Here is a 20,466-nt window from a genome sequence, read left to right as displayed (position 1 = left end):
CCTGATGCCGCGCTCGCACGGGTGGCGGCGGTACGTGTTGTGGTGGTGGCCATGGTCGGAGAAGATCCGCCTGGGGCCGGTGGCGCGGGCGTATGCCGCAAGCGAGATCGTCCGCACGGCCTCGCGCGAGGCACCGATGCCCGAGACGGCGCAGGGATGAGCATGAGCAACCCACTTCAAGATCCGGCCTTCTTCCAGAACCCGTACCCCGCCTTCGACGCGCTCCGAAGCGTTTCGCCGGTCCAGGAGGTGCCCAGTGGCGGCGGCCGGTCCAGTTACCTCGTGACCGGCTACGCCGAAGCCAGGGAGGCGTTCGCCGACCTGCGGCTGTCGAAGGACACGGCGCGCTTCTTCGCCGGCAAGGACACCGGGCGCAACCTGCACCCTGCTGTATCCCAGAGCATGCTGGCCACCGATCCGCCTCAGCACACGCGACTGCGAAGCCTGGTGACGAAGGCTTTCACTCCAGGAGCCGTCGCACGCCTTCGCCCGTACATCGCGAGCGTGACCGACGAGCTGCTCAACGAGTGGGTGCCCGGCGAGCAGACCGACGTCATCGAGAGCTTCGCTGTCCCACTGCCCGTCACTGTCATCTGCCAACTGCTGGGAGTTCCCGACGCCGACCGCGCGGCGGTGCGCGCATGGTCCAACGAACTCTTCGCGGCCGGACGGCCTGAACGGATCGACTCCGCCTCCCACGCCGTCGCCGGCTACATGGCTGACCTCATCGCGTTCAAGCGCCGCGCGCCGGACGACAGTCTGCTCAATGACCTGATCCGTGCCCGCGACGGTGAGGACCGGCTCAGCGAGGACGAACTCGTCTCCCTGGCGGTGCTCCTCCTGGTGGCCGGGCACGAGACCACCACCAACCTGATCGGCAACGGTCTCCTGGCCCTGCTCCAGACACCGGGGTCGTTGCACCGCCTGCGCGATGAGCCTGACCTGGTCGACGCGGCCGTGGACGAGCTTCTCCGACTTGACTCGCCAGTGAGCCTGGCCACCTTCCGGTTCACCACCGAGGCCATCAGTCTCGGCGGCACTGAGATCCCGGCCGGCTCACCCGTGCTCATCGCGCCCGGCGCCGCGAACCGCGACCCTGCCCGCTTCTGGGAGCCGGACCGGCTCGATCTCAACCGCGCTACGAAGGGGCACCTCGCCTTCGGACACGGCATCCACCGCTGCCTCGGCGCGCCTCTGGCCCGAGCCGAGGCCGAGATCGCGTTCCGAAGGATCGTCGCCCGCTTCCCCCGGCTGCGACTCGCCGTGCCCAACGCCGAGCTGCGCCGACGGCCCACGCGGCTTGTGCGGGGCCTCGAGTCTCTGCCGGTCCTGCCATAGGCGGAAACAGCCGTGAGCCGGGGCGCCTTCGCCTGATGGCAACTCGAATCTCCTGCTGCAAAACGTGGGATCTCGTTGGCGAGAGGGCGGGGCGGCCGTGGAGTCTGCCGCTGAGGACCGGATACTGCTGGTCGCGGTTTACGCGGACAAACCTGACACTGCGACAGCTCGCCCTGCTGTTCGGGGTGTCCAAGTCTGCTACCGACCGGATCATCGACCACATCGGCCCGCTACTCGCGCTCAAGCCCCGGCGTCGCTTCCACAAGGACACCGTGCTGATCGTGGACGGCACTCTCGTTCCCACCCGCGACCACACCATCGCCGAACAGCCGAAGACTTACCGGTACACCACCAACCACCAGGTCGTGATCGACGCCCACTCCCGCCTGGTCGTCGGCATCCACCGAATGGCAGGCCGAGCACAACCGCGAGCACAAGCAGGTTCGAGCCCGCGTCGAGCACGTCTTCGCCCGAATGAAGACCTGGAAGATCCTCCGCGACTGCCGTCTCAAGGGTGACGGCGTTCACCACGCCATCAGCAGCCCACGCAGGTACGCAGTGCGTTCTGCCGCAGGTCACGGCGGTGGAAGACCGGCGCCAGGCTTGCGGTGAGTTCAGCGAATACCGTTTCCATCAGCCCGGGATCGACACTTGCGGCGCAGGCCGCCCGATCTTGATGTTGCGTCACAACATCATGATTATCGGGTAGCCTGCGTCCGCCAACTCAGTGTTCACCGACACCTGAAGCCCGGCGCATCGCCGATACCGCCGTCACCAAGGAGGCTGTGCCATGGAACCCGTCACGTTGATCACCGGCGGTTCGAGCGGGATCGGTGCGGCCACTGCCCGTGTCCTGCTCAAGCAAGGCCACCGCGTGGCGATCACCGGCCGCGATGCCGATCGCCTGGCCGCGTTCGCCACCTCCACCGGAGCGGGCGAGCGGCTGCTGACCATCACCGGTGACGCCAGTGACGAGCGCCATGTCGCCGCTGCCGTGCGTCAAGTCGTGGGCTTGTGGGGCGGATTGGACACGGTGATCGCGAACGCCGGGTTCTCCCTGCCCGGCACGCTGGAGGACCACGACCCTGCGGCCATGCGTGCCATGGTTCTCACCAACATCCTCGGCCCGGCTCTGCTGGTACGCGAGGCACTGCCACACCTGAGGAAGTCCAAGGGCCGGATCGTGATCGTCGGTTCGGTCGCGGGTACCAGGAACACGCCCGGCAACCTGTACTCCGTCACCAAGTGGGCCGCGCACGCCCTGGCCGAGAACGTCCGACTCCTGGTGGCCAAGGACCGTGTCGGCGTCACTCTTGTCGCCCCAGGGGTTGTGGACACCCCATTCTGGGACGAGCGCGGCGGATCACCCGCAGAGGCGCCGACGCTGACCGCCGAGCAGATCGCCGAGGCGATCCTGTTCGCCGTCAATCAACCCGAAGGCGTGGACATCAACCACCTCGTTATGCGGCCCGCCGGCCAGGTCAACTGATCTCGATCGCGCTGTGGGCGACGGGGCGCATGAGCACCGACACCCTCGACGGCTTCATCGCCGGCACCAGCCGGACCCTCGACACCCACCGTCACCCTGACAAGCCGAAGTCAGTAGACCGCGTGCACCAGCCTAGGGGACGGTCGCACCAGGCACTTTGACCAAGCACGCCTGGACCGATTCGCCGGGCGAGGTCGGTGTCAGGTCCTGCTCGACGCCACGTCCACGTTGTCGGGGGGTAGAGGCACAGTGCTCCGTCAACCGGACACTGCAGGCCGACCGACAGGCGGCAAACCCGGCCGTCCGCGGCAAGGACAGAAGCGACCGACACGTGAAGCACGTCGTGTCCGGCGGGGCATACCGGGTCAGCTGATTTGCGGAGGACCTCACTCAGCCAGGGCAGTGGAGAGGCGGACGGCGTGAGTTCCCGGGGGTTCCGCTCGGGTAGACATCTCCGTCCACTATGTCGTTCGGCAGGCAGCAGCCCTCGCAGAAGCACTCGCCTGCGGTCACTTCGAACTGGTCCCAGTCGCACCATCTGCAGACGATAGGCGTGATCACCACCAGCCCGAGCGGCTCCCGGAGGACAGTCCGGCCCAGCAGCGACACCAGGCCGCCGCCGTCCGTCGTTGCCTCGCCCGCCGGTCCAGTGCTCCACGCGCCTGCCCGACCTCAGTCCCGCACAGGCCGCCGACGTGGTGGTCGACACGCTGCTGCGCGGGCTCGGCGCCCCCCTGCTCGCGGCGAGGTGAGTCACCGGGATGGGCACTCAAGGCCCGGTGGCGGCGGAGAATCGCCATATCCGAGGTGATGAACCGGACATGACGACCCGTCCGTCCGGCCGCCGGAGCGAGGGGAGCGCACCGCCGTGACGGACGGGCAGGAACCGCGCTGGCCGCCTGCCGGGAGACGGTGGCCGAACGGATGGCACTCCTGAACGGATGGCACTCCTGCTGGACCGCGCCCGGTCGGGCGAGGAGGTTCCCGACCGGCGCACGTCCAAGCGCGGCCTGCGGATCCACGCCGCCCTCGAGGGCCGCCACCAGGCGGTCACCGACGCGCTGGGCGCAGTGCTGATCGAGGGACTGCCGCTACTCGAGTACGGCGAACGCGGCTGCGGCTTTCAGGACTCCGCCGGCCACACGTCGCGGACGACGACCGTGCGGCGGACCCCCGCGTCCATCATCGCCTGCGCACGGTGCTGCCCGTTGACGTAGCCGACACCCTCGCTCGGCTGGATGGCCACGGCCAGGCTGAACAGTGAGCGCAGCGCTTCCCGCTGCCAGTCGTCCGCGCCGGCCGCGGCGGCGCGCTCGTCGGCGAAGCCGGCCATGTCCTCGGCTGCGATGGCCGCCTCGGTTCCTTGGGCGAGGATCGCGATAGCCATGCGGTTGACGGTGTGCCAGTCGCCGCGGTGGTACCAGCAGCAGTCACGGACGCCGCGCCACGGCACGGCCTGGCGCCACCAGCGCCGCCACCACGGCGTGCCCGCCGGCATGCACTCGGGCGCCCGGAACGGGTTGGGGCTGGACAACCGCCATACCGCCATCACCTCGAACTGCGACTCGGGCTCCGGGAGCGGCTCGCGCGGCACGTACCCGGCTCCCCGGTCCTCGGCGACCGGGCCGCCGACCAGCTTCGCCAACTGCTCGGGTGAGATGGTCCGCCACGTCGGCGAGCTCAGCCGGTACGGCTCGACCTCGCCGAAGGTGACCAGCTCGAACCGGTCCTTCATCCCGAACTCGCTGTCGTGCAGATGCCGCTGCACCCACAGCGGCGGGAACTCCTCGTTCGGGCAGTGCCGTTCCCACACCGCGGAGGCGTACACCTCCGCCGCGTTGGTCAGACTCATGCCTTCGTGCATGGTCTGCGAGGCCACCGCCACCGGTCGCTGACCCTCTGCGGTGAACAACTGCAGCCGGAACGACGCCGACGACCTGTCACCGGACGGCCGGAACATGTGGTCGTCAACCGTGCGCACCCGGGGCGCGGCGAGTTGCAGCACGGACGGCACGACACCGCGTGCGGGGTCCGTGCCGAGGGGGAGATCGTCATCAGTCATCCCCCGATCATGCCGCCCCACCCGCCGCCAGGGGCAGCCATCACGCAAGCCCGCCGCAGTCGTTGAGCCCGGCGCGCCCCGCTCCCCAGCCCCGGCCGGGCTGGCCAGGCACGAGCGCATCGAGGTGGAAACGGACGAGCACTGCGTCGCGCTATGGGCGCTGATCGGCACCGCGGGTGCCCGCCGCTTCGCCTCGCTCATCGCGCCGATCACCAACGCGTTCACCGCGGCGGGAACGTTCCAGGCCGTTCATGGACGGTCTGGTCTCGCATAGACGGTCCGTTGCCCGAGCAAGATCAAAAAGAGCTGCACGGAGATCACGAAGCATCGCCGCCGACGTCCGTGACCTGGTCAGGTCCTGCGGGCGGGAACGGTCGGCTCGACGGGGCGGCCGGTCACGCCGGCACTGCCGTGCGGGTCCCGGTGGCCGTCACAACGGACGCCGCCACGCCAACGGCCAGCAGGGCCACGGCCGTCAGGGTCGCGCCGTCGGGGTGGACGAGCGACTGGCCGCGCAGCGCTTGCCAGGTCAGGATCGCCAGCACGCCCGCGTAGGTCCCGGTCGCCACCAGGACCAGGCGTAGGCGCGTCCGCTCGTCGCCCAACCGCGGGAACCGGCGGGACAGCGCGACCAGCAGCCAGGCGAAGAGCGGGATGGCCTGCAGCGCGTGCAGGCCGACGAAGTGCGGGATGCGCAGGTCGCCGCCGGTGCTGCTCCAGCCGGTGATCGCCATGCCGGGCGAGTCGTCGGCGACGCCGACGCTGTGGGCCCCCACGATGCCCACGGTGGCCCCGCTGCGCATGGTGTCGAGTTGGGCAGGGGTCGGGCTGGTCATGAGGAAGCCGAGTGCCATGCCCACCAGTGCGAGGAGTAGGCCGAGCCGGACGGACCAGGTGGCCGCGCGGTCCCCGGTCCGCTCGCGAAACAGCCTGGCCGCGATGGCGAGGTTGGCCAGCCACAACGTGACGATCGAGGTGGCCATCGCGTACCAGAGGTCGGCGTCCAGCGGTGTGGCGACGTTGAAGTGGCTCTGTCTGCCGCGCAGTACCTGGCCGACGATGACGACCATCTCGATCACGTTGGCGGCGGCGATCGTCGTCCCGAGCCACCAGACCCAGCGGGGGGCCGTGCGGCCCAGGGACAGCATCCACGCGAGGGTCACCGAGTAGATCGCGATGGAGACGGAGAACTTGAAGGGCTTCAGCCAGATCGGCGCCCCGACCAGGACCCGGTCGTCGACCGCGAGGCCGACGGCGCAGACCAGGGCGAGGGCCGTCATGGCGGCGGCGAGGAGTACCAGCGGGCGGTGCCAGAGGCGGATCGTCATCATTTCCTCGGAGAGTGGACGGCACCGCGGTGCTCTAGGCCACGCTGCGCTTGGAGTTGATTCACTGAACGCGGCTTCGGCCCGCTCCCGACTCGCCGCAGGATCTGCGCAGCCCGATGGCCGATGCCCGGTGGCCGGTGCCTGGCAGGCGGCGCTACCGACTGAGCCTGGCCCGCCACCACTCGACGGTTGCCCCCAGCGCCTCGTCGATCGGGGTCGACGCCTCGCCGAAGGTCGCGGTGTAGGCCTGGGAGTCGAGCACGAACGGCCGGTCGAACTGGTACTGCACCTCCCGCAGTTCCCCGAGCATGGGGTTGACCAGGCCGACCAGGTGGAGCGGCCACCAGGGGATCCGGCTGACCTTGGCCGGCGGCAGACCCGCCAGCCGGCACAGGTGCCGGGCCGCCTCCCGGGTCGACAGCGGCGGGGCGGTGGGAACGTGCCAGGCGCGTCCCCAGGCTCGCTCGTCGGTGCCGAGCCGTACGAGCGCGCGGGCGACATCGGGGATGTAGGTGAAGCTGTGCGGTGCGTCCGGGTTGCCGATCAGCCGGACTGCACGGCCGGCCAGGAGTGCCGGCATCATCCGCTGGGCGAGGTGGCCGGCGTCGGTCACGCCGGGTCCGAAGAAGTCCGAGGCCCGTGCCTCCGCGACGCGGATCCGGCCGGCCTCGTGCCGGGCCAGCGCGTCGCGCCACATGCCGATGCGGACCCGGGCCTTGGTACCGGTGCCCGCGAGCGGCAGGTCCTCCGTGAGGGGGGCGTCGACGGGGCCGTAGCCGTACAGGTTGCCCATCGTCACCAGCACCGAGCCGGCGGACTCGGCCGCGTCGAGCAGGGCGTTCGCGATCGGCGGCCAGTCGGTGGGCCACCGGTGGTACAGCGGGCTCGCACAGTTGTAGATCACCTCGGCGCCCTTGGTTGCCTGCCGCAGTGACGCCGTGTCAGTGACGTCGAGCGCCGTACTCCCGTCGCCGCCGGTGCGGCTCAGGACGACGACCTCGTGCCCCTGTTCGTTGAGCAGTCGCGCCGTGGCGGCGCCGACCGGGCCCTTGCCTATGACGATGTGCCGTGCCACGGGAGTCCTCCTGGAGAGTTTCGAGAGCAGTGCTCTCTTCGTGGATAAGTGTTCTCGTATTGGTGGAGGTAAGTCAAGATCGGTGCTCTCGCTTGTGTGCACTGCTCTCGAATGACAGAATGGACGGCATGACGGCGTCGCAGACCGCGCGGCAACTGGCCCGCGCCGAGCTCACTCGCGCGATCAAGGAAGCCGCCACGCGGCAGCTCGCCGAGACCGGGGCAGCCGCGCTGTCGCTCCGCGCGGTGGCGCGTGACCTGGGCCTGGCCTCCTCGGCGCTGTACCGCTACTTCCCCAGCCGGGACGCACTGCTCACCGCGCTGATCATCGACGCGTTCAACGCCGTCGGAGCGGCGGCGGAGTCGGGAGCGGCTTCCGCCGCTCCCGCCGATCCGGGTGCTCCCGCCGCTCCCGCCGATCCGGGCGCCCGGTGGCTTGCCGCGTGTCGGGCGGTCCGCCAGTGGGCCCTGGCCCACCCGCACGAGTTCGCCCTGGTCTACGGCTCGCCCGTCCCCGGCTACCAGGCCCCCACCGACACGGTCGACCCCGCCACCCGGGTCACCCGGCTGATGGCCGGACTCGTCGTCGAGGCACACGCTTCGGGCCTCCTGCGACCCCCCACACGGCCGCTCCCCGGGCCGAGACTCGTCGCCCAGAAGGTGCTCGACAGCGCGGGCGGGGCGCCGGCCGAGCCGTACGCGGACCTGGTGGAACGGTCGCTCACCCTGTGGATCGCCCTGATCGGCACGATCAGCTTCGAGCTGTTCGGTCACCTGAACGGGGTGATCACGGACTACCCCGGGTACTTCGACGCCGCCATGACCGTTGCAGCCGAGGCGATCGGGCTCCACGTCCCGCCGCTTCCTCCTGCGTGACACCCCTGTGGCGGGCGGCGAGGTCGCGCATGGCAGCGAGGTCGCGCATGGCGGCGAGCTTGTGCTCGGCGGCGGCGAGGCCGGCGTCGATCGCGGCGACCTCGCCGAGCCGGCCCTGCGGCTCGGCCTCGCGGAGCCGGTCGAGCAGGTTGGTGTGGATCTCCTGCAGCCGGGGCATCTGCGCGGGGTCGGGCCGCAGGACTGGGCAGCGGATGCAGGCTTCGCTGAACTACGAAGTGATCAGCACCGCGTGCTGTTTGTCCGGGCTGACTACCTGCGATGGGTCAGATCGCGTTGATCGCCGTCGGAGCCCGCTCCACTCGGGTCAACGCTCTCAGCAACGCGGCTTGGCCGTGCCGCCGGGCGGCGAGCCGGGCCAACAGCACAAGCACCGGGTCGAATACGTCCCCCGGGAGTTCTTGGACGGCCAGCCCCACGCTGACGGCGAGATCGTCCATATGCACAGCGAGCTCCAACATCCGGGTGACCAGGAAGTCATCGAGACGCAGCGCCCATCCCGTCTGCGGCATGAACACGGCCTCCTCGCCCGAACACTCCGTGAGCCTGGTCCGCTGCTCAACGAACGAGGCGCGGGCAAGCTCTGCCAACCACGATGCCCCCTGGGACGCGATGCCCTCGCCCTTCGCCCGAATGCCGAGGTTGACCTCCCCGTCGAGCGGCGCATCGATCCAAGCAGCTCGGGCGTAGTGTTCCAGCAGGGGAATCGGCGCCTCTTGGGGCGGGGACTCCTGCAGGGCGGAGTTGACACACACTTGCAGGGCAGGGCTGACACTCAGGATCTGATAGGCGAGGTGGCCGGCCAGGCCGCCGACCGTCATCTTGGCCAATGCACTGGGCCGCTCCCAAGCCGTGGCAACTTCCGGAGCCTCCAGCAGTGCTAATGCCTTGTCCGCGGCGCCCAGGTAGGCGTCTATAACGCTAACGCTCATCAAGCCCTCCGTGATCTGGAACCCCCGACATTACGGGCCCTGGGACGTGGGTTGGGCAGCAGCCTCGCGTTCGGTGGTGACGTGACGTCCAGTGATGTCAGAGAAGGACGGTAAGCCGAGGTCGACCTGAGTGGCTGTTGACACCGCCATCCTGGCCCTGCTGTCGATCAGTTGCCACGGGTCCGCGGCCGCATGTTGATTCTCTGCGAGCCCCAACGGACCCTGACGACGCCTCTTGAGTGGCTCGGGGGTGGAGTTGGTGCGAGGGCCGTGGTTGTATGCACGGCCCTCGCACCGGGTGTGGGGCGCCCCGTTCCCGCCCTCGTCGTCCGGATCTGCACATGGTGGTGAGCTGTGTGGTGTGCTCTGTCACCTGTACGCGATGCTGAGCTGCATTGTTGGTGAGGAATCGAACCCCTGCGTTGCTCTTCACGCGCCAAGGGCCGGATAAACCGCCGGCCCGCGGTGTGTGCACGCCTCCGTGGCGACTACCTGCTTCCCACACCCAGCTTGTGGGGTCAGTCCTCGATCAGGTCGATCTCCCAGTTGGTGCGCTGGATCAGGGTGTCCACCTCGCGGATCTCCTTGGCCAGGAGGTCCGCCTGGGCGCGGAGCTCGGCGACCGGCAGGGCGGAGAGGAGTTCCTCACCCTCCTGGTAGCGGGCGCTGCCGACGACGCGCGCCCGCAACTGCTCCACCCGCCGCACCGCAGCCGCGCGCTGCGCGAGCGCCTCAGCCAGCTTCACCGCGTCATCACCTCTACGTCCTTCTGATCGTCCGGCAAGTATGCACGTCGGTAGCCGACGGTGCGGTTCGCGGGGCGGCGGGTGGAACAGTTGGGGGTGGTCGCGCCGGTGTGGGGAGGTGAACAGGCCGGTGAGCACGATGACTTCGGGGTAGGTGGCCACTTCGAGTCGGCGGTTCCACCTCTGCCGAAGAGGCCCTCCGCGACAGTCGACCATATCCATAAACTATGAATATAAAAGTGCTATGCTTCGAGCATGAGTCGTCAAGACACCGCTCCTGGCGCGTCCGCCGCCATCGGGGCAGCCCTCTACGGCCTGGCCACCAGGGCCGCGAGACGCCTTCCCCGCGACATGAGCCTGACGTCCGCCGCCACCCTGGCCACCCTGGACAAGACCGGCCCGCGACGGATCACCGATCTGGCCGCGGTCGAGGGCGTCACGCAGCCCGCGATGACCGCCCTGGTCCGGGTGATGGAGGAAACCGGGCTGGTCGAGCGGCGGGGCGATCCGTCCGACAAGCGGGTCACGCTGGTGTGCCTGACCGAGGCCGGCGCCTCGTACGTCCGGACGCGACGCCAGGCGGGCGTCCACGCGTTCGAGCGGTTGATCGGCGAGCTCGCCGGCGACGAGGTCGAGGCGCTGGTGGCGGCCCTTCCGGCACTGAAGCATCTGGCGGAGCTCGAAAGCCAGGACCGCGAAGGGCCGAAGCGGTGACCGGGCAGCCGGTCGGCGGGGTCGTGGTGAAGGCGTTCCCGGTGGCGCGTTCCGAGGCGCGGCTGCTGGTCCCCGCCCTGATGTTCATCGCTCTGGTCGTGGCGGCGGTCGCCAGCCTCGGGGCGCCGCTCATCACCAGCGTGGCGACCTCGTTCCACGTCTCGCTCGGCAGCGCGCAGTGGACGCTGACCGTCGCGCTGCTCAGCGGCGCCATCGCCACGCCGGTCCTGGGCCGGCTCGGAGCCGGCCCGCACCGGCGGGCCACGATCCTCGCCACCCTGGCGGTCGTCGTCGCCGGCAGTGCGCTCACCGTGCTGCCGCTGCCCTTCGCGTGGCTGCTGGCCGGCAGGGCGGCCCAGGGCGTCGGGCTCGGGCTGACGGCGCTGATGATGGGCGTGGCCCGGGACCACCTCCCCGAGGAGCGCAGCGCGGCCGTGATCGCCCTGATCTCGGTGGTCTCGATCATCGGGGCCGGCGTCGGCTACCCGCTGGCCGCACTGCTCGCCGAGCTCGGCGGGGTACGGGCCGCCTACGGCCTCGGCCTGGTCGTCACCGCCGCCGCCCTCCTGACCGCGTGGCGCTCCATGCCCGAACCCCCCGAAGGCCGCTCCGCCCACGTGGACGTGGCAGGCGCGGTCGTCCTGGCCGCTGCGCTGCTCCTGGTGCTGTTCCTCGCCGGCGAACGGAATCTGTGGAGCCGGCACCTCGCCGTGGCGGCGGGCCTCGCCGTCGTCGCTGTGGCGCTGCTCTGCGTCTGGGCCGTCATCGAGCTGCGCAGCACGACGCCCCTGGTCGATGTGCGGGCGGTGCGGCACCCGGCGGTCGCCGGGGCGAACCTCGCCATGTTCGTCGGCGGGATCGGCATGTACCTCCTGCTCACGCTCATCACCCGGTACGCGCAGACGCCGCACGGCGCCGGCTACGGCTTCGGGCTGACGACCTTCGTCGCCGGGCTGGTCCTCATCCCGTTCTCGGTGCTGGGGTTCGTCGCCGGCAAGCTCACGCCGCGGCTCCGGACGCGGATCGCCGACCCCCTGCTGCTGGCCGGCAGCGCCGTCGTGGTCGGCGGCGGGTTCGCCCTGTTCGCGGCGGCCCGGTCGGACCTGGCCGAACTGTTCGCGGCGATGGGCGTGCTCGGCTTCGGCGTCGGCGGCTTCTCGGCCGCGATGCCCGGCGTCATCCTGGCCGCCACCCCCAAGAGCGAGACGTCGAGCGCCATGAGCTTCAACTACGTCGTCCGCAGCGTCGGGTACTCCTTGGGCAGCGCCATCGGCGGCCTGATCCTCGCCGCGGGCACCGGCCCCGGCCACCTCTTCCCCGACGACAGCGCCTACACCACCGCGGCGCTGGTCGGCATCGGCGCCATGGCGATCACGACGCTGACAAGCCTCGCTCTGGCCCGCCGGCGCTCGTCCGAGACCAACCCGTAAGTCAGATGCACCATCCCAACACTGGAGGTTCCATGCCCAAGGGCTACTGGGTCAGCGTCTACCGCACCATTTCAGACCCTGAGAAGCTGGCTGCTTACAACAAGCTGGCCGCGCCGGCCGTCAAGGCCGGGGGCGGTCGGGTCCTCGTCCGTGGCGGTGGGGTCGTGGCGCATGACGCCGGAATCGCCGAGCGCACCGTCCTGATCGAGTTCGACAGCTTCGAGCAGGCCGTCGCGGCGCGCGAGAGTGCGGCCTACCAGGAGGCGCTGCTCGTCCTTTCCGACGCCGTCGAGCGCGACTTCCGCATCGTCGAAGGCATCGACTGACCGAGGTCCAGTCGGATCTTCACTGGAGTCAGGGTGGTGAGACGCCCTGCTCCAGGATTCGCAGTGAAGGTGGCAGTTTTCGGAGCGGTCCCGGCCCGAGCTGGGTCTGAGCAACGCCGAAACGGCGTGCTGCCTCCGCAGGCAGTTGGGGGTGGTCGCGCCGGTGCGGGGAGGTGAACAGGCCGGTGAGCACGATGACTTCGGGGTAGGCGGCCACTTCGAGTCGGGGCTCGGAGGGACGCTGGGGATCACCGAACGGGTCCTCGCCCAGCACCTCGAGTCGGCGGTTCCACCTCTGCCGAAGAGGCTCTCCGCTCTGCTCACCGGTGAACCATCTGGTCAGGCAGTCGCGGGCGTCGGTGGAGGCCAGCTCGGTGAAGGCCAGCTCGGTGGAGGGATGGGCGCCCCGGCGGACGATCCGGTGATGCTGGAGGTTGGCCCGCAGAACCTCGGGCAGCAGCGTCAGATCGTGTTGCTCTGCTCCGAGGAGCCAGCGGCTGTGCCGGTGGCAGACACCTTCGTGGTGCGGGGTGCTGCGGACGACGAGCCCGTGGACGTGCCGCCGGGCCATGCAGAGGCGGCAGGCAGGGCGGCGCTGCGGTTCGATGACCTCCTCTGTGGCGGACCGATGGTGTCGAAGCGGGTCGCTGATCGAGCCTGTGGGTCGGTGACGGAGCTGACGCCCAGGCAATCGCACCTCCGCTGGCGTACGCGGCGCCGGCGTACGCGGCCGGACCGGGCCACCAGGAAACGGAAGGCACCACAGGAAACGGAAGGCACCACGGGGCATTCCCCGCCTGGATTCGAGGACTCCGCATACCCTTCCGCCGGAACCTGTCGTTCGAGGCCCGGCGGAAAGGTATGCGTTGGGGAATCGCTCCGGCGTTCGTCCCTCTGCGCGGACGGAGTGCACCGTCGTGTCGCGCGTTTTGCGGCTAGATGTTTGATCCGCCGCCGGAGGTGTTGTTCCACCAGGCGCTGTAGGCGTTCAGCGAGTACCGCTTCTGCACGCCGCTGGTCGAGGTGATCTCGATGCCGAACTGCATCGTGTCGAAGTTGGTGTTGCGCAGGAGGTTCCACGACGCGGCCCATCGCCAGACCGCTGAGGCGTCGATGCTGCCGGTGTTGGTCTGCTGGGCGGGGATGAGCTGCAGGACGTTCCAGCCGGGATTGGCCTGCCAGATCGAGGCGTACAGGATGCCGCCGATGGTCACGTTGGACGCGATCTGCTTGCCCCAGCCACCCGCAGTCGGGTACCAGCTGGTGAAGACCATGATCTCGTCCTGATTGCCGGTCGACCAGAAGTCGCTCGTCCAGTCCCACCAGTCACTGCCGGAGACGGGAGCCGACGACGTGTTGTACCAGAAGCCCGCCGAGTTCAACTGCGACAGCGGGGTCTGGGGGCGGACCGAGGTGTTCGGGTAGGACTTGATCCCGCCGCCGGATTGGCTGCCGTCGACGTACCAGGACTTGATGCTGTTGACGGTCTGGCACTGCCAGCCGGCGTTCTGGCCCCAGATGTTGTTGTAGATCGTCCAACTGCCCTGGGTGTACTGACCCCCCCGGTCACAGGTGGAGGACACCTGGGCCTGCGCCGGAGACGCGAGGCTCAGGAACCCGGCGATCACGGCGACGATCAGGGCCAGCCGACCGAACCCGGCCGACTTTCTGGTGATGGATTTACGGGTGTGCCATCTCATGTGTCCTCCAAGGACGGCGATGCGTTGTTCCGGACTCCCCGGTCTGGTGGCGGGAGCCGGCGCAGCGAGGTGTCGCTGGCCGGCGAGTCCGGGTTCGGGACGGCGCGGCTCAGCCCCGTCCGAGGTGGTGTGCTCAACAACTGCGGGAACGGTGCCCGGTCCCCTTACTTGCAAGCACCGGGCTCGCCAGACGCAGGTGCGAAGGGTTGAAGCGCTTGCGTCTGTGGACAGTAATAATGACGGGGCCTCTGCACAGCAAGGCTCTGCGCAGCAGGACTCAGTTCTTTCACCTGCCGACTGTCGAATCGCTTCCGAACGACTGTCGAACCGCTTTCGAATAGCATCGGCCGCGCCAGCCACTTGGCCCTGACGGAACCGCTACTGGCCCTGGCGGATATGGCGGAAGGTGCCGGGGCAAGTGCCGATCTGACGGGTGAAGAGATTCCCGAGGTTGGTGGGGGAGGGAAAACTCGGACGGCGGGCGATGATCGTCACCGGCTCATCCGTGTGCATCGGCAACGGCAACGGCAACTGCTGTACCTCCAGCGCGACACGGGTGCCCTGGTCGGCGGAGACGCGGGACAGTTGGGCCGCAGCGATCTTCATGATGGTCAGCATCGAGGAGGGGGAGCAGGAAGTCGGCGGGGTCGACTTCCTGCTCCGGCGGCCCGGTTGGCCAGGCGTGGTGGTCGAATTCGCCGGCCTTGACGCCGTAAAGGAGGGAAGAGAGGGCGGAGGGGCTGGTGCGGAGGATGGTGTCACCTTCGTCGGACTCGCGGAGTTCGATCAGGTTGTCGTCTCACGGACTTCGACGCACTCATTGCTCATCGACACCCAGAGGCGACCTGACACCTGAACACGTGACGCCGCACCAGGCCTGACCTGGTCGCTGGCAGTCGCAACTGCGGGCTCGCCAGGGTCCGGCATGTCCAAAGTCGCCAACGTCGCGGTAGGGGAGGCTGGTTGCGGCTACGGTCAGCTGCAGAACATCGGCTTCGCTGGGGGACCTCGTGGTCGACCCAGCAAGCGTGGGCACCCGTACTGATCAGCCTTCGGTGTTCGTCCCGCCACGAGACTTGATGCGGTAGAGATCGAGCGCATCGGAGTCGGCCCCATAGGGGCGCAATGCCAGTCGGGTTACTTTGGTCCACATGTCGCGCTCGTCCGCGAGCGTTTCCGGCAATTCAAGCCCCAGCGACTGAGTGAGTGGCTTGCGGCCGACGTTGACGAGGGCGCGGACCGCCGCCGCCCAGCTGTCGGTCGCAGCGATCGCGCAGCGATACCAGACCAGCGCGAGGAGCGTAAGCACCAAGCCCGTGGTGAGCAGCAGTGTCGTGTTCGCGGAGGCGGAGGCCAGCGTCCCCGCCGCCGCTGTCGCGACGAGGAGGTGCCCGTAGAGGAGGGCGATAAAGAAGTCGACGTTCGTGCGAGCGGTCTCCGTTTGGTGTCGTACCGGTTCCGGTGCCACGGCGACCAGTTCTTCCCACAGTATCTGGCTGTCGAGCCGGAAGCGGTTGTGGCCGTACTCCTCGAATCGGCGGATCGCGTTGCCCAGCCGCGTGGGGGTGATCTGCTCGTCATCCGCGGGGTAGCGGCGAAGGCGCTCTCCGAGCAATGCACGCTGCACCATGTTGCTCCGCCCATCCCCGGCGCGGTAGCGGCGCAGCTGGGGGTCGTCGCGCAGCGCATTGAGCCTGTCCACCTCGGCGGCAGTCAGCGGATCCGCGTTTCGTTGTCTGGTCGCAAGGAGAATGAGGCTGCGCCGCTTCTTGAGTATCTGCTTCGCTCGGACATGGCGGGCGCAGCTCCAGGCCGCGAGTCGGCCGGGCCATAGCAGGTAGCCCTCTAGCAGCCGGTACAGCGGGGTCCGCAGAGCGAAGAACACCAGCCCGAGCAGTACTGAGCCGGTCAGCAGGAGCAGCGAGGTGCTCGGGGTCTCTGCGGGCCAGGTGCTGGTGACGAACGTGGTGGTGCGCAAGCCGGGCCAGACGACGATGAAGAAGATTCCCAGGTTGATTGCGGTGGGCAAGATCCAGCCCACCAGCAGGGACCATGCACCACTGAATGCCCCTTTGGCGATGTCACCCATCGTCGTCAGGCGTCTTCCTCGTCGTCCCCGAACGGAGGCCCCGGCGGTCCCGCGACGGCGGGATCGCGAAAGAACTCGCTCCCAGTCAGGTCCACGTTCCCCGTCCGAACGGTGGCCACGGACCCTTGCTCGGTAGTTATGACGCCACCGCTGACGCCAAACCCGCCTCCGGCTTCGCCGGCCAGGTGCTGAACCTGCTCGATCGCCTCTCGCAGCATCGTGGCGAAGTCAGGATCTTGCTCAGCCGCCTCCTCCAGCGAAAGCACCAGTCGGAGCCGAGTGCGCTCGCTGAGCTCGTCACGGCCCTCTGTGGCCTCCTCAAGGGCCCGCTCCAGTGCCCGGTCCTGCCCCAGCTTCGCTTCGACCAGCTCGTGCAGCCGGTCCATCCCAGCGTCCACTTCCCGGGCGATGTCATCGTACGTCCGGCCCGACACCCGCCGGGCCTTCCGCACCGCCCACGCAAACAGGTACCCCACGGCGATCTCAATGACCATCACCACGCACCCCCACCGGAACCGACCAGGCTGCACGACACTACTGGTGATTCGAGCTGAACGGAGGGTGTTCAGCGGTCAAAGGGGCCACTTGGACGTGACTAGACCGAGGGGTTCACATGCAGGCTGCGTACAGCGTGACCATTGGAAATGCGACTGACGTCTACCTCCTCAACCCCCCTCGTCGGCACCGCTGACGGAGAGTGGGAAGCCTGGTACCTGGCCCACTGGCTGCCCGGGGCCGTCCGCTACCGGTCCTTCTGGGACCTCATGAACGCCGAGTACGCACATCCGGGCTCGTCTCCAAGCGCCGCGCGCAGGACCGGCTCGGTCGTCGGCCCCGAGCCGTCGGGGCCGACGACGAGCCACTCGTCCGGTCCCAGCCACAGCAACTGGAGGTCGCCTGCTTGGACGGCGGTGTCGGCTCGGGTCGGCAGAGCCGCGCCGAGCGCCTTGCCGACCCGCGCTGCGGCCGCATCGGCCGGGTCGAGCCGGAGGTTGAGCTGGACGAGGAACGGGACCTCGCGCAGTCGCGCGCCTCGTTCGCCCGTGACGGCACGGGCTTCGAACGTGTCGGCGAGGTGTCCGAGCGGACTGTGCCGCAGCTGGTCAACCGTCACGGCGGGCTCCCTTCGGGTCGTAGAGGACGGGTTCGGCGATGGTTGCGGCGACCATGCTTGGACCTCGTGCCCGTCAGGCCTCGGACGCTTTGATATGTGCATGGAATCGTCGGACTGTGACCGCACGGTCGCGGTCCGCTTTTTCATGTCGTAGATCAGATTGAGGCCGAAGCGCTCGTGGATCGGCGCTTCGGGTTCGGCCTGCGTCACCCCTGGTCGGAGTACATCCTCACAACCACGAGGCTGATCCTGCTGCAGCCGAATCGTCATCAGGTCAGACCTGGTGAATTCAATACGCGGTTCTACTAGTATTGAAAAGTCTGCACGCTCTGACTTTCCCCAGGCTCCTCCGGGGAGCACTTCAGAGCGCGAGCCGGCGCGAGGCCCTGCGCATTGTGGTTCGCGCCTAAATTCGCCCATCGCGCCACCGCCGTGGTTGACTGAGCCCTTTTCTGGGACCTCCTTCGCTGGCAGGGTCATCCGTGTGAAGCGAGGTTCTGGCAAGCGGTTCCGGCCCGTGGCATACGCGAATCTCGGTGACCTACGGGTGCAACTCGCCGGTCTGAGCGCTCGCTGACACGCAGAGTCATGCAAAAAGCCGAAAGGAAAAGAAATGACGTTCTCCCGACTGGGCGGCCGAGCCGCTCTGCAGGCCGCGGCCCTGACGCTCGGCGTCCTCCCGCTCGTGTTGGCGACGCCGGCCTTCGCCGACTCGCACTCGGTGAGCCTGGCCGTCGGACCGCTGCCGGTCCCCCACGTGCCGGTCACCGCCTGCATCGACACGACCTGCGTGACGACCCCGCCGCTGACCAGTGTGACGCTCGCCGCGACCGCGACCGTGACGAGCGGCCCGCTTCCGGTGGTCCTGCTGCTGCCGGCCTCCTGCCCCAACGGCGGCAGCGGCGTCGAGATCAGCGTTTCCAGCCTCCAGCCCGTGACGGTCACGGTCAGCGGGTCGCTCTCCGGCACCACCACCAGCGGACCGATCAGCATCCCGCTGGGCCCCGTGACGCAGACCGTCGGCCCGGGCACCCCGGGCCTGCTGGTCTCCGCGTGCACGGACTGACCGCACCCGACAGTTGACGGCGGCGTGCCCGACCCATAGTGGTCGGGCACGCCGCCGTCTTTTCAGCACGAGCCCCGGGGGCGAGTGAGCGCCAAGGGTCATGGTAAATATGCGGAATCGGACCGCTCCCACTGGGGAATACCACCTATCATCGGGCTGCAGCTGCCGGGCCTATGGGGGCGCACAATTCAGTGCCATTGACCGTACGCGCCGATCGGCAATACTCGTACGCCTCACAGCACCTCGCATGATGTCATCAAGACCCTGCTCGCGCTCTTCCCTCCGGTCATTTTCAGGATACCTTTACCTTGCGTGGGTGAAGGTTCTCTCAGAGGAATCTCCTGCGCCGTCGGCTGATGGGGGGAGGTGATGATCGTGCGTCCAGCGACGCTCGCACTTCTCAGGGGTGGCCCTGACTATCTCCCGCAGATCTGGGAAGTGCCCTCCGACGGGCCTCCGGAACGCGTGAAGATCCCCCATGGGAACAGGTACGAACATTTTGAGTTTTCTCAGGAGTATGCCGACATCGGCTGCGGGCCGATGCCTGTCTACCGGTGGTCGTACAGCACAGCGGTAGCCGAGTAGAACCACCGACGCGGGCTGCGACACCAGCTGTCGCACCCGACGGGTCCATGAACCGGTCACAGGAACAGAGGTGAGTAGTGATGGGTGACTTCCCCTGCCGCAGGGCTACCAGCGCCAGTCGTCCGGCGCGAGCCCGCGAGCGTGTGTCGTGACCGGGTCTGCCGCGAGAATGGGCGGCGGCGGAGTGAGCGGGCGGGACGCCCTGGTCACCGGCTTGGGTTTCTGCCTGCCCGGTGACGACCGGCCGGTCTTCACGGTGGACGACCTCTGGAAGGTCGCCTCCCACGGCCGTACCTGCCTCAAGCACCAGGGCGTCTACTACGGCTCGGTGGGCCTTTCGCCCGCCCAGTTCGACGAGCGCCTCCCGGACGTTCCGGGGATCTTCTCCCAGCACTACACCGACGCGCACCGCTTCGGCCTGGTCTCGCTGGTGGAGGCCTGCGCGGACGCTGGGCTGAACATCCGGGGCGGGGACCTTGCCCAGGCGGCCATCCTGGCCGGCCGCGGAGGCATCGACGCCAACGTCGACAGCTATCTCGCCGTGCTGCAGGCCGATGCCGCTACGACGACACCGGACGAGGCGATGCAGCTCTTCGTCAGGGGCCAGCAGGCCCTGACGCCGTCCGACGTCGCCCTCGTGCAGGGCGCCCTCACCCGCACGACGGGCCCCTGCTTCACCGTCTCGTGCGGCTGCGCGTCCTCCGCCGTGCAGATCGGCAACGCCCGCCGCATGATCGCCGACGGTTCGGTCGACCTCGCGGTCGTCACCGGCGTCGACGTCTTCGGGGTCAACGTGATCCACAACGTCCAGCGCCTGCTGCACAGCGCGCAACGAACCTACGAGTCGATCCGGGTGGACGGCATGCCCGAGCTGCTTCCGTCGTTCGACCGCCTTATGCGGCCCTACGACCGGCGCGCGGATTGCGTGAACCACGGCGAGGGCTCCGCGACCGTGGTGCTGGAGAGCCGCGATCACGCGCACCGGCGCGGGGCACACGCCTACGGCCAGGTTCTCGCTCACGCCATGACCCGGGACGGACTCTCCAACCCGCTGGCGAGCGACGAGAGCGGCTCCTCGCTGGTCGCCGCCGTCCGTGGGTGCCTCGGCGACCGGTGGGACGTAGGACAGGTGCCGTACATCCACGGCGGCAGCGACGGCGACGTGGTGGTGACCGCCTTCGAGTCGAACGCGGTCAAGCAGCTGTACGGCACTGCGGCAGCCGACCTGCTGGTGACGTCCCAAGAGGCCTGCTTCGGCCACAACGGAGCGCCGGCAGGCGCCCTCGGCGTCGCCCTGACCCTGCTCATGATGGAGCACGGCGAGGTGTGCCCCACCGCCAACTGTGAGCAGCCGGCCGACAACCTGGCCTTCGACCCGCTGCCCGGCACCCACACCCGGGCGCTGGCGTTCGACTACGCACTGACCTGCAACTACCAGATCGGTGGCGTCAAGAGTGCGATCCTCCTCGGCACCCCCGACGTCGCCTGAACCCCTCCGGCAACCTCCGCATCGGCGCACGCCGGTCGACTCCCGGTCCCGGTAGCTCATGCCTCCGTCCGTTCGGCCTTGAAGCAAGAA

General features: G+C 68.8%; 24 protein-coding genes and 1 pseudogene. 14 read left to right on the top strand and 11 right to left on the bottom strand.

The genetic code is table 11. The features are described 5' to 3' along the window. Positions 1 to 162: 162 nt before the first annotated feature. The 4 genes and pseudogenes from BR98_RS01315 to BR98_RS41895 all read left to right on the top strand — a co-directional run bounded on the left by BR98_RS01315 (position 163) and on the right by BR98_RS41895 (position 3,579). A complete protein-coding gene (locus BR98_RS01315; protein WP_035839142.1) occupies positions 163 to 1,338 on the top strand; it encodes a cytochrome P450 family protein in 1,176 nt (391 codons plus the stop codon). A gap of 35 nt (positions 1,339 to 1,373) precedes the next feature. Further along, a pseudogene (locus BR98_RS37275) lies at positions 1,374 to 1,950 on the top strand (transposase family protein). A gap of 178 nt (positions 1,951 to 2,128) precedes the next feature. Beyond that, a complete protein-coding gene (locus tag BR98_RS01310; RefSeq protein WP_035839139.1) occupies positions 2,129 to 2,827 on the top strand; it encodes an SDR family oxidoreductase in 699 nt (232 codons plus the stop codon). A 629-nt stretch (positions 2,828 to 3,456) separates the two neighbouring features. After that, complete coding sequence (locus tag BR98_RS41895; RefSeq protein ID WP_267886032.1) at positions 3,457 to 3,579, top strand: hypothetical protein; 123 nt, start codon at positions 3,457 to 3,459, stop codon at positions 3,577 to 3,579. Between the two features lie 371 nt (positions 3,580 to 3,950). Here the strand turns inward: BR98_RS41895 and BR98_RS01305 are convergent, their stop codons facing one another. Continuing rightward, positions 3,951 to 4,889: a hypothetical protein gene (locus BR98_RS01305; protein ID WP_035839135.1), complete on the bottom strand. Its 939-nt coding sequence runs from the start codon at positions 4,887 to 4,889 to the stop codon at positions 3,951 to 3,953. Here BR98_RS01305 and BR98_RS42435 point away from each other — a divergent pair. Then, entirely contained in the window at positions 4,786 to 5,163 is a 378-nt protein-coding gene (locus BR98_RS42435; RefSeq protein WP_407639434.1) for a helix-turn-helix domain-containing protein, read from the top strand. The two genes, BR98_RS01305 and BR98_RS42435, sit on opposite strands and share 104 nt — an antisense overlap. 121 nt (positions 5,164 to 5,284) lie before the next feature. Here the strand turns inward: BR98_RS42435 and BR98_RS01300 are convergent, their stop codons facing one another. Then, entirely contained in the window at positions 5,285 to 6,220 is a 936-nt protein-coding gene (locus tag BR98_RS01300; RefSeq protein WP_035839131.1) for a hypothetical protein, read from the bottom strand. Between the two features lie 151 nt (positions 6,221 to 6,371). Beyond that, positions 6,372 to 7,292: an NAD-dependent epimerase/dehydratase family protein gene (locus BR98_RS01295; protein ID WP_035839129.1), complete on the bottom strand. Its 921-nt coding sequence runs from the start codon at positions 7,290 to 7,292 to the stop codon at positions 6,372 to 6,374. 128 nt (positions 7,293 to 7,420) lie between these two features. Here BR98_RS01295 and BR98_RS01290 point away from each other — a divergent pair, with 128 nt between their 5' ends. Both BR98_RS01290 and BR98_RS38875 read left to right on the top strand, forming a co-directional pair. Beyond that, positions 7,421 to 8,167 (top strand): TetR/AcrR family transcriptional regulator, encoded by a 747-nt coding sequence (locus tag BR98_RS01290; RefSeq protein WP_035842359.1) that lies wholly within the window; start codon positions 7,421 to 7,423, stop codon positions 8,165 to 8,167. Positions 8,168 to 8,174: 7 nt separating this feature from the next. Further along, the gene (locus BR98_RS38875) at positions 8,175 to 8,465 is read left to right on the top strand and encodes a hypothetical protein (RefSeq protein ID WP_035839127.1); all 291 of its coding nucleotides are present in this window, start codon (positions 8,175 to 8,177) and stop codon (positions 8,463 to 8,465) included. Here BR98_RS38875 and BR98_RS01280 read toward each other — a convergent pair. After that, positions 8,452 to 9,117, bottom strand: coding sequence for a maleylpyruvate isomerase N-terminal domain-containing protein (locus BR98_RS01280; protein WP_035839124.1), 666 nt, complete (start codon positions 9,115 to 9,117; stop codon positions 8,452 to 8,454). The two genes, BR98_RS38875 and BR98_RS01280, sit on opposite strands and share 14 nt — an antisense overlap. A 518-nt stretch (positions 9,118 to 9,635) precedes the next feature. Continuing rightward, positions 9,636 to 9,863 carry a DIP1984 family protein gene (locus BR98_RS01275; protein ID WP_035839122.1) on the bottom strand — a complete coding sequence of 76 codons (228 nt, stop codon included), beginning with the start codon at positions 9,861 to 9,863 and terminating at the stop codon, positions 9,636 to 9,638. 351 nt (positions 9,864 to 10,214) lie between these two features. Here BR98_RS01275 and BR98_RS01270 point away from each other — a divergent pair, with 351 nt between their 5' ends. The 3 genes from BR98_RS01270 to BR98_RS01260 are packed head-to-tail and all read left to right on the top strand — an operon-like array spanning position 10,215 to position 12,333. Then, positions 10,215 to 10,577, top strand: a complete 363-nt coding sequence (locus tag BR98_RS01270; RefSeq protein ID WP_035839119.1) for a MarR family winged helix-turn-helix transcriptional regulator — start codon at positions 10,215 to 10,217, stop codon at positions 10,575 to 10,577. Further along, entirely contained in the window at positions 10,574 to 12,007 is a 1,434-nt protein-coding gene (locus BR98_RS01265) for an MFS transporter (protein ID WP_035839116.1), read from the top strand. The genes BR98_RS01270 and BR98_RS01265 overlap by 4 nt, the downstream gene beginning before the upstream one ends. 32 nt (positions 12,008 to 12,039) lie before the next feature. Next, positions 12,040 to 12,333: a DUF1330 domain-containing protein gene (locus BR98_RS01260; protein WP_035839113.1), complete on the top strand. Its 294-nt coding sequence runs from the start codon at positions 12,040 to 12,042 to the stop codon at positions 12,331 to 12,333. Between the two features lie 28 nt (positions 12,334 to 12,361). Here the strand turns inward: BR98_RS01260 and BR98_RS01255 are convergent, their stop codons facing one another. The 3 genes from BR98_RS01255 to BR98_RS01245 form a co-directional block, all read right to left on the bottom strand. Continuing rightward, complete coding sequence (locus BR98_RS01255; RefSeq protein ID WP_232247189.1) at positions 12,362 to 12,904, bottom strand: hypothetical protein; 543 nt, start codon at positions 12,902 to 12,904, stop codon at positions 12,362 to 12,364. 364 nt (positions 12,905 to 13,268) lie between these two features. Continuing rightward, complete coding sequence (locus BR98_RS01250) at positions 13,269 to 14,033, bottom strand: glycoside hydrolase family 12 protein (protein WP_035839110.1); 765 nt, start codon at positions 14,031 to 14,033, stop codon at positions 13,269 to 13,271. A gap of 378 nt (positions 14,034 to 14,411) precedes the next feature. Continuing rightward, entirely contained in the window at positions 14,412 to 14,639 is a 228-nt protein-coding gene (locus BR98_RS01245; RefSeq protein ID WP_157537283.1) for a hypothetical protein, read from the bottom strand. Between BR98_RS01245 and BR98_RS01240 the strand changes: the two genes are divergently transcribed. After that, complete coding sequence (locus BR98_RS01240) at positions 14,638 to 14,889, top strand: hypothetical protein (RefSeq protein ID WP_157537281.1); 252 nt, start codon at positions 14,638 to 14,640, stop codon at positions 14,887 to 14,889. The genes BR98_RS01245 and BR98_RS01240 overlap by 2 nt on opposite strands. A gap of 189 nt (positions 14,890 to 15,078) precedes the next feature. On the opposite strand, the gene BR98_RS01235 is transcribed toward BR98_RS01240, so the two are convergent. From BR98_RS01235 to BR98_RS38870, 3 genes are all read right to left on the bottom strand, one after another. Further along, entirely contained in the window at positions 15,079 to 16,122 is a 1,044-nt protein-coding gene (locus BR98_RS01235) for a hypothetical protein (protein ID WP_035839101.1), read from the bottom strand. Positions 16,123 to 16,127: 5 nt separating this feature from the next. After that, positions 16,128 to 16,616 carry a hypothetical protein gene (locus BR98_RS01230; protein ID WP_051969173.1) on the bottom strand — a complete coding sequence of 163 codons (489 nt, stop codon included), beginning with the start codon at positions 16,614 to 16,616 and terminating at the stop codon, positions 16,128 to 16,130. Positions 16,617 to 16,864: 248 nt separating this feature from the next. Continuing rightward, a complete protein-coding gene (locus BR98_RS38870; RefSeq protein WP_051969172.1) occupies positions 16,865 to 17,236 on the bottom strand; it encodes a sarcosine oxidase subunit gamma family protein in 372 nt (123 codons plus the stop codon). Positions 17,237 to 17,849: 613 nt separating this feature from the next. On the opposite strand from BR98_RS38870, the gene BR98_RS38865 reads away from it, so the two are divergent. From BR98_RS38865 to BR98_RS01215, 3 genes are all read left to right on the top strand, one after another. Next, positions 17,850 to 18,302, top strand: a complete 453-nt coding sequence (locus BR98_RS38865) for a hypothetical protein (RefSeq protein ID WP_035839098.1) — start codon at positions 17,850 to 17,852, stop codon at positions 18,300 to 18,302. 369 nt (positions 18,303 to 18,671) lie between these two features. Then, positions 18,672 to 18,887: a DUF5988 family protein gene (locus BR98_RS40765; protein ID WP_232247188.1), complete on the top strand. Its 216-nt coding sequence runs from the start codon at positions 18,672 to 18,674 to the stop codon at positions 18,885 to 18,887. 169 nt (positions 18,888 to 19,056) lie between these two features. Continuing rightward, complete coding sequence (locus tag BR98_RS01215; RefSeq protein ID WP_083975845.1) at positions 19,057 to 20,376, top strand: beta-ketoacyl synthase N-terminal-like domain-containing protein; 1,320 nt, start codon at positions 19,057 to 19,059, stop codon at positions 20,374 to 20,376. Positions 20,377 to 20,466 lie beyond the last annotated feature (90 nt).

The organism is Kitasatospora azatica KCTC 9699 (genome assembly GCF_000744785.1).
In the GTDB taxonomy this organism is placed as follows: Bacteria; Actinomycetota; Actinomycetes; order Streptomycetales; family Streptomycetaceae; genus Kitasatospora; species Kitasatospora azatica.
Note: the sequence above shows the minus strand (reverse complement) of the source record. Positions and strands in the feature narration are given on the sequence as shown.